General features: G+C 54.0%; 12 protein-coding genes. 6 read left to right on the forward strand and 6 right to left on the reverse strand.

Translation table 11 applies throughout. From position 1 onward, the window contains the following. Positions 1 to 85: 85 nt before the first annotated feature. From SH248x_RS03285 to SH248x_RS03300, 4 genes are all read left to right on the forward strand, one after another. The gene (locus SH248x_RS03285; RefSeq protein ID WP_459557095.1) at positions 86 to 1,054 is read left to right on the forward strand and encodes a sugar phosphate isomerase/epimerase family protein; all 969 of its coding nucleotides are present in this window, start codon (positions 86 to 88) and stop codon (positions 1,052 to 1,054) included. Between the two features lie 49 nt (positions 1,055 to 1,103). Then, a complete protein-coding gene (locus SH248x_RS03290) occupies positions 1,104 to 1,565 on the forward strand; it encodes a RidA family protein (RefSeq protein ID WP_459557096.1) in 462 nt (153 codons plus the stop codon). A gap of 82 nt (positions 1,566 to 1,647) precedes the next feature. Next, positions 1,648 to 2,586 (forward strand): rhomboid family intramembrane serine protease, encoded by a 939-nt coding sequence (locus SH248x_RS03295; protein ID WP_459557097.1) that lies wholly within the window; start codon positions 1,648 to 1,650, stop codon positions 2,584 to 2,586. 120 nt (positions 2,587 to 2,706) lie between these two features. Further along, positions 2,707 to 4,128 (forward strand): hypothetical protein, encoded by a 1,422-nt coding sequence (locus tag SH248x_RS03300; RefSeq protein ID WP_459557098.1) that lies wholly within the window; start codon positions 2,707 to 2,709, stop codon positions 4,126 to 4,128. Between the two features lie 546 nt (positions 4,129 to 4,674). Here SH248x_RS03300 and SH248x_RS03305 read toward each other — a convergent pair. Both SH248x_RS03305 and SH248x_RS03310 read right to left on the reverse strand, forming a co-directional pair. After that, complete coding sequence (locus tag SH248x_RS03305) at positions 4,675 to 4,980, reverse strand: branched-chain amino acid aminotransferase (RefSeq protein WP_459557099.1); 306 nt, start codon at positions 4,978 to 4,980, stop codon at positions 4,675 to 4,677. A 279-nt stretch (positions 4,981 to 5,259) separates the two neighbouring features. Beyond that, positions 5,260 to 6,318, reverse strand: a complete 1,059-nt coding sequence (locus tag SH248x_RS03310) for a DNA topoisomerase IB (RefSeq protein ID WP_459557100.1) — start codon at positions 6,316 to 6,318, stop codon at positions 5,260 to 5,262. A 170-nt stretch (positions 6,319 to 6,488) separates the two neighbouring features. Between SH248x_RS03310 and SH248x_RS03315 the strand changes: the two genes are divergently transcribed. Then, positions 6,489 to 6,980, forward strand: coding sequence for a hypothetical protein (locus tag SH248x_RS03315; RefSeq protein WP_459557101.1), 492 nt, complete (start codon positions 6,489 to 6,491; stop codon positions 6,978 to 6,980). Positions 6,981 to 7,030: 50 nt separating this feature from the next. On the opposite strand, the gene SH248x_RS03320 is transcribed toward SH248x_RS03315, so the two are convergent. Continuing rightward, entirely contained in the window at positions 7,031 to 8,101 is a 1,071-nt protein-coding gene (locus SH248x_RS03320; protein ID WP_459557102.1) for a Gfo/Idh/MocA family protein, read from the reverse strand. Between the two features lie 147 nt (positions 8,102 to 8,248). Next, the gene (locus tag SH248x_RS03325) at positions 8,249 to 9,118 is read right to left on the reverse strand and encodes a hypothetical protein (RefSeq protein WP_459557103.1); all 870 of its coding nucleotides are present in this window, start codon (positions 9,116 to 9,118) and stop codon (positions 8,249 to 8,251) included. Positions 9,119 to 9,559: 441 nt separating this feature from the next. On the opposite strand from SH248x_RS03325, the gene SH248x_RS03330 reads away from it, so the two are divergent. Further along, positions 9,560 to 10,153, forward strand: a complete 594-nt coding sequence (locus tag SH248x_RS03330; RefSeq protein WP_459557104.1) for a superoxide dismutase family protein — start codon at positions 9,560 to 9,562, stop codon at positions 10,151 to 10,153. An 81-nt stretch (positions 10,154 to 10,234) separates the two neighbouring features. Here SH248x_RS03330 and SH248x_RS03335 read toward each other — a convergent pair whose 3' ends face one another. Next, positions 10,235 to 11,320, reverse strand: a complete 1,086-nt coding sequence (locus SH248x_RS03335) for a hypothetical protein (RefSeq protein ID WP_459557105.1) — start codon at positions 11,318 to 11,320, stop codon at positions 10,235 to 10,237. Beyond that, entirely contained in the window at positions 11,253 to 12,746 is a 1,494-nt protein-coding gene (guaB, locus tag SH248x_RS03340) for an IMP dehydrogenase (protein ID WP_459558572.1), read from the reverse strand. Before guaB ends, SH248x_RS03335 begins: the two co-directional genes overlap by 68 nt.

A 12,746-nucleotide genomic window follows, 5' to 3' on the forward strand; every position in this document is an offset into this window, starting at 1 on the left:
CAATTCATTGAGAACCCCGCGACGCCGTCGTTGTTTTGTGTTCTTTGCAGCGACCATCCCCGCTTGTCTGCCTTGGAGTCTCGCCATGTTGAATCGACGTGATCTCCTCTCGACGTCCCTGCTCGCCGGCGGTGCTTCCACTCTCGGGCTATCACACAACTCCGCCAAAGCCAGCGTGCTGACGGAATCCAAGCCCGTCGTTCCGACATTCTGCTTCAACACCGCCTGCATTCGCCCCAGCAAGACACCGCTGCCTCACGTCATTGCCTCGCTCGCAAAAGCAAAGTCCGGTGACTTTGGTTACGTCGGAATCGAGCCCTGGCTCGATGAGATCCAGACCTACCTCGATACCGGTGGCACGGTCGCTGATCTCAAGAAGCTGCTGGATGACAATAACCTCAAACTGACATCTCTGATCGCGTTCGCCAACTGGGGAAGTGACAACGAAGCAGAACGTACCAAAGGTCTCGAAGAGGCTCGCAAGACTCTCAACCTGGTGGCGCGTCTGGGCGGCAAGAACATTGCTGCTCCTCCTGCCGGCATCAGCAAACCCGATCATCGCAAGATCGAACTTGATGCGTTGGCAGAACGCTATGGCAAACTGCTGGAAGTCGGCAAGGAGGAAGGTGTCGCTCCGATGCTCGAGGTCTGGGGGCATTCGTCGAACCTGTCGAAACTCTGCGAAGTCCTCTACGTCGCCAGTGCCTGCGGCCAGCCTGCACCACTGCTGCTGGATGTCTACCACCTCTACAAAGGTGGATCCGACCTCAACGGCCTCAAGCTGATCACCGGCAACATGATGCCCGCCTTTCACGTCAACGATCTGCCGACGAAACCGCCCCGAGAAGACTGGAACGACTCGATCCGTGTTTATCCAGGCGATGGCAATGCCGACATGACCGGCGTTCTGCAGACTCTCTATGCCAACGGCTTCCAGGGCGCCTTGTCACTGGAGCTTTTTAATCGCGATTATTGGAAACAGATCCCCGATCAAGTCATCCAGACGGGGCTGGACAAAATGGTTGCCTCCTTCCAGGCAGCCGGTATTAAGTAATCTTCGCCACCGGGCGAAGTGTGGTCTCCTCAGGAAAGTAACCTCCCCCATGTCAAATGACATTGAAAACAAGCTCGCAGAACTCGGCGAGAAGCTCCCGTCTCCATCTCCAGCCGTCGGTGCCTACGTCCCAGCCATTCAAACCGGCAACCTGATCATCACCAGTGGTCAACTCCCTTTCGTCGGTAAGGAACTCGCTTTCACCGGCAAAGTCGGCACCCAGGTCACCAAAGAAGATGCTCAGTCCGCCGCTCGAATCTGTGTGCTCAATGCTCTGGCTCAAGTCAAAGGCCTGGTCGGCAATCTCGATCTGGTCAAGCGAGTCGTCCGCGTCGAAGGGTTCGTTCAGTCGGCTGATGGATTCTCAGAACAGCCGTTCGTTCTCAACGGTGCTTCGTTGTTGCTGGTTGATCTGTTTGGCGATGCTGGGAAACATGCCCGCTTCGCCGTCGGCTGCAACGAGCTTCCTCTCAACGCAGCGGTGGAAGTCGCGATCTGGGTCGAAGTCTAGTCTGGTTTATTTCACGGGAGCGAGAATCGTTAGCTCGCTCCCGTGAACCGTTTCTAACGTACAACGCTGATCGAATCACCGCATGCGTCTTCTGGGCACTCAATCCGACGAACAACTCGCCGTCCGTTTCTGGAACTACCTCGAAAGCCAGAAAATCTCGTCCCGCCTCGATCGCGATGCTGACGGTTTCCACATCTGGGTGATCTCAGAAGACGACGTCGACCGAGCAAAGTCCGCTTACTCAGACTATCTCATCGACCCGAAAAACGAGAAATTCAACGCCGCCGATAAACTCACCGCAGAGCTGAAAAGAATCCGGTCTGAAGCAGAGAAGAAAGCGAAGAAAGCCAATTCCAGACAACGCACGCTCCCCTGGCAGACTCGCCAGCAGAACGATATACCGGTCACGATCTTATTAATCGTCATCAGCGTGACGGTTTCGCTGTTGACCAGCTTCGGGCAAAGTGACTCCCGACTGTCCCGCTCGCTGCACATCAATGACGGCATGCTTTACCGAGTGACTTACCAGGGTGAGGAAGTCATCGATCGCGTTCCTGTCCACACGTTGCCTGATATTACGGAGAAAGGGCAGATCTGGCGTCTGATCTCACCAATCTTTTTGCACCTGTCTCCCATGCACCTTGTCTTCAATATGATCATGACCTTTCAGTTTGGAAGCCTGATCGAGCGAAGAAAGGGAAGCCTGTTTATCCTGCTGCAGGTTTTATTCGTCGGAGTGTTGTCGAATCTGCTTCAGTTTTACTTTACTGATCCCGGCTTCGGCGGCATGTCGGGCGTCCTCTATGGCTTCTTCGGCTATGTCTGGATGAAGGGCGTCGTCTCGCCAGAAGAAGGGCTCGGGGCCGATCAGCAAACGGTTTTTGTGTTGCTCGTCTGGTTTGTCATCTGCATGCTATCTGTCGGCGTTGCCAATTACGCCCACGCCGCCGGGCTGTTTCTCGGGATGTTTCTGGGGGCTGCTCCAGGCGTTTATCGCGGACGCAAACGCTTCGCCAGGTAGAATCATTGCCTTTGTTGAAACACGTTTTTTTTGACAATCGCATTTCACGAGCTAGGTTTCAGTCGTAAGGAGACTGCGCACCCCGCGCACCCAGTTCCCCCCAGACTGTGAGCCAAGCCCATGCGGCCATCGTTCGTCAATCGAGTGACGCTCCTGCGCCATGCCCCTGCAATCGGCGCAATCGCTACCTGCGTGCTGATCACTGCAGCTATCTTCGCACCAACGCTAACCTTCGGTTTCCTCAACTGGGACGACCCCTGGTATGTCATCAACAACGACCTGATCAAATCCTGGTCGCCGTCGAACCTGTTTCACATCGCGACCGACAATGTCGCCCGCAACTACGCACCACTGACGATTCTCTCCCTGCTCATCGACCACACATTTTGTGGCCTGAACCCCGCCGGCTACCACGTCACGAATTACCTCCTGCACTTACTCAATGTCGCGCTGGTCTACCTGCTAGTCCGACAAGTCACTGGTCACACAACCGTCTCGTTCATCACGACACTGGTCTTCGCCATTCACCCGGTTCAGGTTGAAACCGTCGCCTGGGTTTCTTCTCGCAAAGGACTTTTATCGAGCGCGTTCATGCTCGGCTCGCTGCTCTATTGGCTCAAGCAAGACCGCAGCGGTTACGACGAAGTCAAAGGCATCGGGCTTTTGACTGCTGCGTTGCTGTGTAAAGCCAGTGCCGTCGTCATTCCGCCGATCGTCTTCACCTACGACGTCCTTGTTCGCCGCAAGCCTGTCGGCGAAAGCATCGCCCGGCAAGTACTGCCGATGTTCCTGTGCATCCAACTGATTCTGATGACGATGACCGCCCAAACCACCATCGTCGGCGGCATTCGTTCCCACATCGGTATGAGCAAACTGCAGTTACTCTGGATCGATAGTTTGCTGCTATGGAAATACCTCGTGATGACATTCTGGCCACAGAATCTGTGCGTCCTGTACGACCTCCAGGTCACTGGCATCCCCGTTACACTGACCCTCTGCTCGATCGCCTGGATCGCCATCGCCGCTATTGCATGGAACTTTCGACACCAATTCCCGCTACTCGTCTGGGCCGCAGCGACATGGTTCTGGCTGCTGTTCCCGGTTCTAAATTTCTTCCCCATCACGACGCTGATGAATGATCGCTATCTCTACTTGCCGATCATTCCGGTCGTCGCAATGGCAGCCTACGGACTTATCTGGTTAGCGTCTTACGTGACTTCGCATGCCTCGACCCGCCAAGTCACCGCATTCGCGTTGGCTGCTCCCTGGATGCTCGCTTTAACGATCGGCACGATCAACTATCTTCCCGTTTTCCGAACAGATGCGGCTCTCTGGGCCTATACCAAAGAAAAAGCGGGCACGCTTGCTGTCGTGCAGATTCAGTACGCCCTCTCTAAGAAAAACGAAGGTGATCTGGCGCCGGCAATCGATTCATTGAATTACGCCCTCGCGCACTGTAATCCCGATCAATACGATATCGAACGAATTCAAAGAATGCTCGCAGAGTGGTCCAGTCAGCAGCCGACGATCACCGCTCTCTGAAATTGCAGGCTAATCTTACTGTCGGGAGGGCGAACCTCCGTGTGAGCCGCTACTTTGCGTTGCGATACTCCACCCGTGAGTGTGACGATGACGGCCTCGCCTTCTTCCCGTCCTGAAGGGACGGCTCTACCAGCCCAGAATGAAATCCTGGGTTCGAGAGAAGACAAGACTATTCCGTCCTGTAAGGACGGGGCACCGCGGAATACAACCTGAGCCGTCCCTACAGGACAGAAGAATCCTCTCGACGACCGTTGCCCAAGGATTTCATTATGGGCTGACAGAGAACGGCCCTTTAGGCCTGAGACGAAGATGTGAAACCCAACATCGAGTCGTTATTCTCGTGTGCAACGCGGGACAGCGGCTCGGACGGAGCCTCGCCCTCCCAACGACAAAACAAAAAAGCCTCGCGCGATGGTTAGTCGAGCGAGGCTTTTCTTCGAGAGAGAGTCGGCTACCCGCCGCGGGGTCTGCATCGCTCCCATGACTGGGTCGGTCATGTGGGTCTGGAGCGATGATCGAGAGAGTGTCTTGTCGTCAGTTCAAAAGTCACGACTCGGGAGCAGCTTCGACGTTGCAGCTGATGTCGGATTGAGAATCGCCATCATCGTAACTGTCACCAAAGGTGCTTCCGACGGTACCACCTTTGAAACCACTGGCTCCGTTGAAACGGAAGGTCTGATTGACGCTGCCGACGGCTGAGCCGACGTCTTCGAGTTCCTGATTGACGTTGAAGCTGACCTCGGTCAGCCCGACAATCATTCCCATGACGCAGATCGTTGAAACCAGCACGAGTTCAGCAGAGATGATGAAACCGTTTTGATCATGATAAAGAGCTGCGGCGAGTGACTTCATGGTGGCTTTGTTTCTGTGTCGGTGTTTGGTGTTGTGTCGTTGAGAACTTGTAAATGCACCCCCTATGCCAACAGAAACAAGGACGTTTCGATTTCTTTACTGTTTGCTGTCTGCGGATGCTTAAGAGCTTTGGCTGCAGTCGTTTGCGTCATTTAATGACCCGGGCGATTTGTAAAGCGTTTTCCAAACGCAACTTTTTGTGTTGCCATTTCGCCACGAGCGCAGCCGGTGCGCTGTGGAGAAAAGGCAACGTTGCAAGGAATCAACACCAGCTCACCGTCACGTAAACTCCAGATGCCGAATCAACTGATCCAACAGCACTTCATCTGCAGTCATCTCCGCGACACTCTTCACCCGTCTCTCTGCCTTCTTAATGAGCGCGGGTAACTCACCGGACTCAGCAGCCGCGAGCAAGCCGGGATGAATATAGCTGCTTCGACACACCGCCTTCGTATTCCCCAGTTCTTCCGACGTCACTTCCACTGCACGCCGAGCTTCGCCCTTCCGCTCGCGAACTGGCAGTTCCTCGTCCATCCCCTTCAAAGTCGAGAGCGCAATGACGCTGCCCCACCAGGTCCGGAAGTCCTTGGCCGTGATTGCTTCCCCCGAGACGTCCTGCAGGTACTCATTCACATCTTCAGAACGAATCGCTCGCTGTTCTCCATCATCTCCCAGATAGCAGAAGAGATACTGGCCCCCGATATCCTCACACTTCCTGATCACGGCTGCGACTTTCACATCCTCAAATTCGATCTCATGCTGCTGACCGCTCTTACCCAGAAAGTCGAGCGAGATCTTCGGGCCTTTGACTTCGACATGCTCGCTGGTGAGCGTTGTCGCGCCGCGTGACCCTCGCTGTTGAACATAGACTTCATTCCCGACTCGCAAATGAGCCTTATCTAACAAGCGAACAACGGCTGCCAGCACACGTTCCCTCGTCAGCGTCTTCGACGCCAGATCCTTCCTCACACGTCGTCGAACCCGCGGCAGCAATTCTGCAATCAGATGTAGACGATCATACTTCGTCGCTGAACTGATCGCAGACCATTGGGGGTGATACAAGTACTGCTTGCGACCTGCTTCATCCAACCCGGTCGATTGAATATGTCCGTTCGGCTTCGGACAGATCCAGACTTCTTTCCACGCCGGAGGAATCACCAGACTCGTGATTCGCTTCAAAATCCGCTCTGAGGTAATCTTCCGATTACCAGCTGAGTAATACTCGAATGTGCTTCTGACTTTCTTCCGCGTGATCCCGCGATCAAAGTCGTTCACATAAAACAGCCCCGCCTTCCGCGCACGTCGCTGTCCCTTTTGAATCAATGTTGCCGTTTCCATGATCGCACGTCAGACAATTCGTAAACGAGTATGCTTGCTGATCCGTCAATTCTGTAATGAAGCCCGTCAAAACTGACATTCGCAAGCAGTATGCCGTTTGAAGAAATCCGGCACCTCAAAAGATCGACAAATGGAATGATCCATACTAAAAATCTGAACGTATTAAAAAAATGAAACAGACCAAGCTACTTACCATCGTTTCATTGCTTCTAATCTCTGCTGCTGGCTTTACGGCATTTGTTATTAGGCGCTCTCCTGGATTTCAGGTCAGTTATCATCGAGCGAGAATGAAGGAGGCGAGGAATGAAATTTACTTCCCCCTTCGTGCAAAGAGTCGATCTTCATCGGGGGAAGATCATTTCAACGATGTATGGGAAAGGTTCGAGTCCGAGCTTGCAAAGCTTGTCGAATTAGAAGCAATTAGGCATCACATCTATAGATTTGAAAACGTCCAGACGCCAACTCCACGATCGGCGGAAATCTTTCGAGAGCAATTCCGAACGCAATATCCTCCTTCGATTCACTTGACTTCAAAGCATCCCAGAATACCAGAACCGTTGGAGATCGAAGTATGGCATGAATGGTCGGATACTCCCAAGTGGGATTTATTCATAAAGGGTGCTGACGTGCCAAGCGTTGAACAAGACACAAAAAAAGAGTGAGGCCTCTTTCGAAACCTCACTCCTCGTGCTTCAAAACTCACAGTTGAATTCTAACCCGGAATCTTCGGATCAGTCGTCAACGGCAGCTGAACTCGCTTGCCAGTCCAGGATGACTTGTAGATCGCCAGAATGATCTCGACGCTCTTGCGTCCTTCTTTACCATCCACTAGCGGAGCCGTACCCTGATCGATGGCTTTGACAAAGTCTTTGAGCTGTTCGAGATGTCCTTGATAGGAGATCGCCTTGGGATCACTCGCACCGCCGGACAGGCCGGTCTTCGGAGCAAACTTCTCCAGAATCGTCGCGTCTTTCGCGACCTTCTTTTCGAAGTTCCAGTACAACAGGTGATCGGCTTCGACGATCGCAGACCCCTTCGTACCGTGGATCTCGGTCTTCTTCAGTAAGCCCGGCCAGGCTGAGGTTGTGGCAGTGATCGTCCCGACGGCTCCATTGGCAAACTTGATGGCCGCGACGCCGGTGTCTTCGACTTCAATCCGGTCGTGAGCCAGCGTTCCGGTGATCGCTGCAACTTCCGCGATATCACCCATCAGCCAATACAGCAGGTCGACGTTATGAATCGCCTGATTCATGTACGCCCCGCCCCCGTCGAGCTTCCAGGTCCCGCGCCACCCGCCGCTGTCGTAATACTGCTGAGTACGCCACCATTTGACGTAGGTATCGCCGAGCGTCAGTTTGCCGAAACGCCCTGAATCAATCGCCTGCTTCATCGCAATATTGGCACCGCTGAATCGCGACGGCATGATCGTACACAGTTTCACGGCCGCCTTCTCGCAGGCTGCGATGATCGCATCGCAGCGCTTGAGCGTAATCTCCAACGGCTTTTCGACAACGACGTGCTTCCCCGCTTTCGCGGCTGCGATCGCAGGATCCAGGTGAGCTCCGCTCGGCGTGCAGATCGTCACGATATCGATCTTGGGATCTGCGAGCATCGCATCGAGCGTCTCGTAACTCTCGCAGCCATACTTATGAGCAAACTCGTCTGCTTTGGCTTTCGTCTGGTTGAAACACCCAACCAGTTTTGCCCCTTTGAGGTTCGCGATCGCCTGCGCATGAAAGTTCGCGATCATGCCGCAGCCGATGATTCCAAATCCTTTGGCCATCCGAAATCGTCTCCTGTACTGTTTGGCTTGGGAAGTTGTGAAGCCATAAAAAAAGACACTGCCCGAGCATCATCGGGCAATGTCTTTTGATTTTCAATTCTCGTCGGCTAATCAAACTGATGGACTCATCAGATTGACGCGAAAAACCTACTTGCCTGCGATTTGAATCGGAGACGGAGCAGGGACCAGAATGCGAGGCTGTTCAACATGACGAACCATGACCGGCAGGTTGAAGCGGGCTTCACGGGTCATGCGAGTTGGCTGAACCTTGGCATCCCAAGACATGCTGGCGACAGGTCCGACAGGCTGAAGCTTAGGGAGTTCGTAGGCACTTCCAGAGCTATCAATGCTGAATGGTGCAGGAGCCCCGTTATTTCCAGGCGGTGTATAGCTGGGGGCATCGCCACCATTTTCGTTGACACCACTTTTGTTCTGGCGAGGCGGAACGAACCCGTCGTCATCTGCTGGACCTGAATTGCCGTTGTAGTCGCTGTTGGGATTGCTGTTGTTGTTGGAATTCGTTCCCGAACCCGACGCGTTCGGATCTGGAATCGCCTTTTCAGGATAACGACCGGCTTCATAAGTTTGTGGTGACGAGTTACTACCACCACAGTTCCCGCCTGGACAAGATCCGCCAGTCGAGCCCCCGCAGCACGAATTGCATGGGCTGCAGCAGGCAGCCTGGCCGTAACCGTAAGAAACTCCCATATCGACCGGAGCATAGCTGACGCTGTATGGCGAGTAGCCAACACTGTAAGGGGCATAGCCCGTGCTGTAGCCCATCGGGGCATAACCGGCCGAATATTGGGCCGGTGCAGCTGCTCCGTAAAACGGTTGTGGGTAAATGCCCTGGCGGGCGTTCACGCGAGCCGCTCGGTAATAAGCCAGTGAACCTGGAGGGCCAAACATCCCCTGCCAGGCGTAACTGACGACGCCAGCCTGGCTCGTCTCAGCAGCGACGCCGAATACTAACGCGACGCATGCCATCACAAGCGCTTGTTTGCCATGCCTGATCATGTAAGTCCCCTCACTCAATAGTTGCGTATGCTCAAAGTCAGCGAAATTCGGGTGTTCTGATCGATTCCAACGTTTCCGATTCTCCAGAGCGAGTTTTTGATTTCTCTGCTCTGAACGTAAAAAACGTTAAAGATTCTCAATCCTTTGTACCCATGCGAAGCATCAGAGTCAAATTGTGACCTCACGTTTTGAACGCAAGAGGGTATGAATTTTGCCGTATAATCGGATTATCCTAGCTAGAGTCTCAACTGCTCGCCTGGCGACCAAGACCTCGAAGAGCCAGGAATGAACGAGCGTTATCCGTTCCCTCACATTTCCATTCTCCCCACAGCCCAATGACCTGATGGTGAGTCACGCCAAAAATTTGCACCAGCATACCTGCGTCCGGTAAGCTGAAGAGACTCACCAGGGATGTTCTTTTTCAAACAGGAGTTCGCTCACATGACCAACCTCTTCTACGTCTCCTCCGTCGCCGCTTCGGTTCTTTCAGCCAGCATGACCCTCTCCGCTTTTCAAGCCCCCAAAGACGATCACGCGACCGCTCACGACAAACCAGGCCACGCACACGCCGAAAACATGGACATTCCCAGCAAAGGAGTGACCGTCTTAGCCACCACAAAAGGCAATGATGTTCACGGCATCATCACGCTGACTCAAGTCACTGATGGCGTCAAAATCCAAGGCAAAGTAACCGGTTTGGCTCCCGGCAAGCACGGCTTTCACATTCATGAATTCGGCGACCTGACAGCCGTTGACGGGACTTCCGCTGGTGGACACTTCAACCCAACCGGTGCCAAGCACGGCGGTCCTGATGATTCTGACCACCACCATGGCGACCTCGGCAATATCGACGCCAATAGCGAAGGCGTCTCCGAAATCGATATCACCGCCAAAGGTTTAAACCTTCACCTTGTCCTGGGACGCTCGCTCGTCATTCACGCCAAAGCAGATGACCTCAAGAGCCAGCCATCAGGCGATGCCGGCGGACGCGTGGCTGTCGGTGTCATTGGAATCGCGCAGACGGCAAAGAAGTAGATTATTCACCGTGAAACGAAAACGCCTCGGCGAGGATCACTCCTGGCCGAGGCGTTTTTTTGTGAGATGAATCAACCGTGATTACGGGATCAGGAAGAACAACCCGGTATAAACTCCAGCGGTAACAACGCCTGCTTTGGCATTCAGAGGCACCTGATAAATCAGACGTGGAGCCGGTTCGCCAGGACGATAATACCCAAGGGCATATTCTTCGTCGCAAACCGGGTGCATCGCCAATTGGTAAGGCATGCCAATGAGTTGACCGGCAAATTTACCCACAGAAACCGCAGGCTGAATAAGCGGATGGTGGTCATGCCCATAACGTTCCAGACCAACGTCCTGGAAATAGAGCGGGTGATACATCAGATTCGAGGCAGTCCACTGATAATCGGTTTCTGAAAAGACCCGCTCAAGAGTCCCGCCTTCAGAGAACAGCACCGGTGGGCACTGGTAGGCGACATCACGTGGTTCGCAACCCGGGCAGTCGTCGAAGCAAATGTTTCGCAGAGGATCGTTCTCACGAACTTCTGGATCTGGTTCGTAAGTGGAGAACGGGGAGATCTCAGTGATTTTGAGCAGCTGATTCGGGTCGGTTTCTGGAGTGCGGATCGTCGGAACGAACAGGTTATCTCGCCCGGTTTGCGAAGCAACGCTCGCCGTCATGACAGGAATCGAATCGCGTTGCGAAACGCTTTTCGGTTCCATAAAAACTTCGGGCGTCTCAACAGCAGCGGGCTGAGTGGTCGTCGAGTGTTCTCTGGCGACGAACTCGGAAAAGAGTGGATCAACCGTCGAGGATGCAGCAGGTTTTTGACTGGCTGACGGAGTTGATGCCGGCAACTCAAGAGTCGTTGGAGCCGAATTAGTTTTGACTTGCTGTGGTTGAGTCGTCACAGGAGCAAGTGGTTCCAAAGTTCCGCCAGGAGCCACCGGAGTCGATGGCGTGGCATTTTTATCAGCTTCGCCGTGATAGCGTTCCTGGAGTTTCTTCCAGTCACGCTCGGCCGATCGCTTGCGCAATCGATCGAGCGGGTCTTTGGCCATCGTATGTTGTGCACAGATCAGAATAACGGCCAACAACGCGAGCAGCGTCGACCAATTAAAAATGCTCGCCGGGCGAGTACTCAGCTGTGTAGTTTGGTGCTTCTTGAGTGATGGCGATATCATGTGGATGGTTCTCCCTAACCGTCGCGGCTGAGACTTTGATGAACCGGGATTGGGTCCGCAGTTCGTCAATGGTTTCGACTCCCAGGTATCCCATACCTGCCCTCAGTCCCCCTGTCAGTTGGAATAACAGGTTCGAGAGGCTGCCCTTATATGGTACCCGACCTTCGACGCCTTCAGGCACCAGCTTATTGCTCGGTTTGCCTTTGCCATCGTCATCGGTGTTGGATTGTCGGTAACGTTCGCTGCTTCCCTTGGCCATGGCAGTGATGGACCCCATTCCCCGGTAACGCTTGAACGAGCGTCCCTGGAACAGAATCATCTCGCCGGGGCTTTCCATAAGTCCTGCCAGGAGTCCTCCCAGCATGACCGATTGAGCCCCGAACGCGATCGCCTTGGTCATATCACCGCTATAGCGAATACCGCCATCCGCGATGACTGGAATATCGGTACCAGCCAGGCCCTCAACTGCCTGCTGAATTGCAGTCAACTGAGGCACACCCACGCCGGAAATAATACGTGTCGTGCAAATAGAACCGGGACCAATCCCCACTTTGACGGCATCAGCACCGGCATCCGCGAGAGCTTTCGCCCCTTCTTTCGTCGCCACGTTTCCGGCAATGACGTCGATCGACCATTGCTTTTTGATGCGGGCAACTGTGTCGACCACATTCTTGGAGTGGCCGTGGGCACTATCGACAACCAGAACATCGACCCCTGCATTGATGAGTGTCTCAGCGCGGGCGAGGTCATAAACCCCGACGGCTGCTCCCACTCTCAGTCGACCGCGCTGATCTTTCGAGGCGCGCGGGAACTGCAGGTTCTTGTCGATATCCTTGATCGTGATTAATCCCTTTAATTGGTATCGGTCATCGACGAGCAAAAGCTTTTCTACTTTATTGACCCGCAGCAGACGTTCTGCCTCTTTCAGATCCGTATTTTCCGGTGCTGTGACGAGTTTGTCCTTCGTCATCACTTCATCGATCACAATCTGATCGGATTCCAGAAAACGCAGATCGCGACGTGTCAAAATCCCCTTGAGTTTCCCATTTTCCGTAATCGGAATACCACCCACATTTCGCTCATCCATCAGGCGTTTGGCGTCAGCCACTTTCGCCGTCGGCGGCAGCGTCACCGGGTCAACGATGACACCGTGTTCACTCCGTTTGACGCGGTCGACCTGAAGAGCCTGTTGCTCGAACGTCATGTTCTTGTGAATGATTCCGATGCCCCCTTCCTGAGCCATCCCGATCGCCATGTCGCTTTCGGTGACGGTGTCCATCGGGCTGGAGATGATCGGCATGTGCAGCGGGATGTTACGAGTCAGACGCGTCGTAACATCGCAGTCGGACGGCACAATCTCGCTGTATGCCGGCACGAGCAGAACATCATCAAACGTCAGTCCTTCGCACAACATTCGATCCTGCAT

Source organism: Lacunimicrobium album (assembly GCF_052161635.1).
Lineage (GTDB): Bacteria > Planctomycetota > Planctomycetia > Planctomycetales > Planctomycetaceae > SXPC01.

Bases quoted from the DNA above. Each gene is read 5' to 3' on its own strand.
- SH248x_RS03285 (WP_459557095.1), top strand. From the start codon at position 86: ATGTTGAATCGACGTGATCTCCTCTCGACGTCCCTGCTCGCCGGCGGT.
- SH248x_RS03290 (WP_459557096.1), top strand. From the start codon at position 1,104: ATGTCAAATGACATTGAAAACAAGCTCGCAGAACTCGGCGAGAAGCTC.
- SH248x_RS03295 (WP_459557097.1), top strand. From the start codon at position 1,648: ATGCGTCTTCTGGGCACTCAATCCGACGAACAACTCGCCGTCCGTTTC.
- SH248x_RS03300 (WP_459557098.1), top strand. From the start codon at position 2,707: ATGCGGCCATCGTTCGTCAATCGAGTGACGCTCCTGCGCCATGCCCCT.
- SH248x_RS03305 (WP_459557099.1), bottom strand. From the start codon at position 4,980: ATGAAGTCACTCGCCGCAGCTCTTTATCATGATCAAAACGGTTTCATC.
- SH248x_RS03310 (WP_459557100.1), bottom strand. From the start codon at position 6,318: ATGGAAACGGCAACATTGATTCAAAAGGGACAGCGACGTGCGCGGAAG.
- SH248x_RS03315 (WP_459557101.1), top strand. From the start codon at position 6,489: ATGAAACAGACCAAGCTACTTACCATCGTTTCATTGCTTCTAATCTCT.
- SH248x_RS03320 (WP_459557102.1), bottom strand. From the start codon at position 8,101: ATGGCCAAAGGATTTGGAATCATCGGCTGCGGCATGATCGCGAACTTT.
- SH248x_RS03325 (WP_459557103.1), bottom strand. From the start codon at position 9,118: ATGATCAGGCATGGCAAACAAGCGCTTGTGATGGCATGCGTCGCGTTA.
- SH248x_RS03330 (WP_459557104.1), top strand. From the start codon at position 9,560: ATGACCAACCTCTTCTACGTCTCCTCCGTCGCCGCTTCGGTTCTTTCA.
- SH248x_RS03335 (WP_459557105.1), bottom strand. From the start codon at position 11,320: ATGATATCGCCATCACTCAAGAAGCACCAAACTACACAGCTGAGTACT.
- guaB (WP_459558572.1), bottom strand. From the start codon at position 12,746: ATGCAGGATCGAATGTTGTGCGAAGGACTGACGTTTGATGATGTTCTG.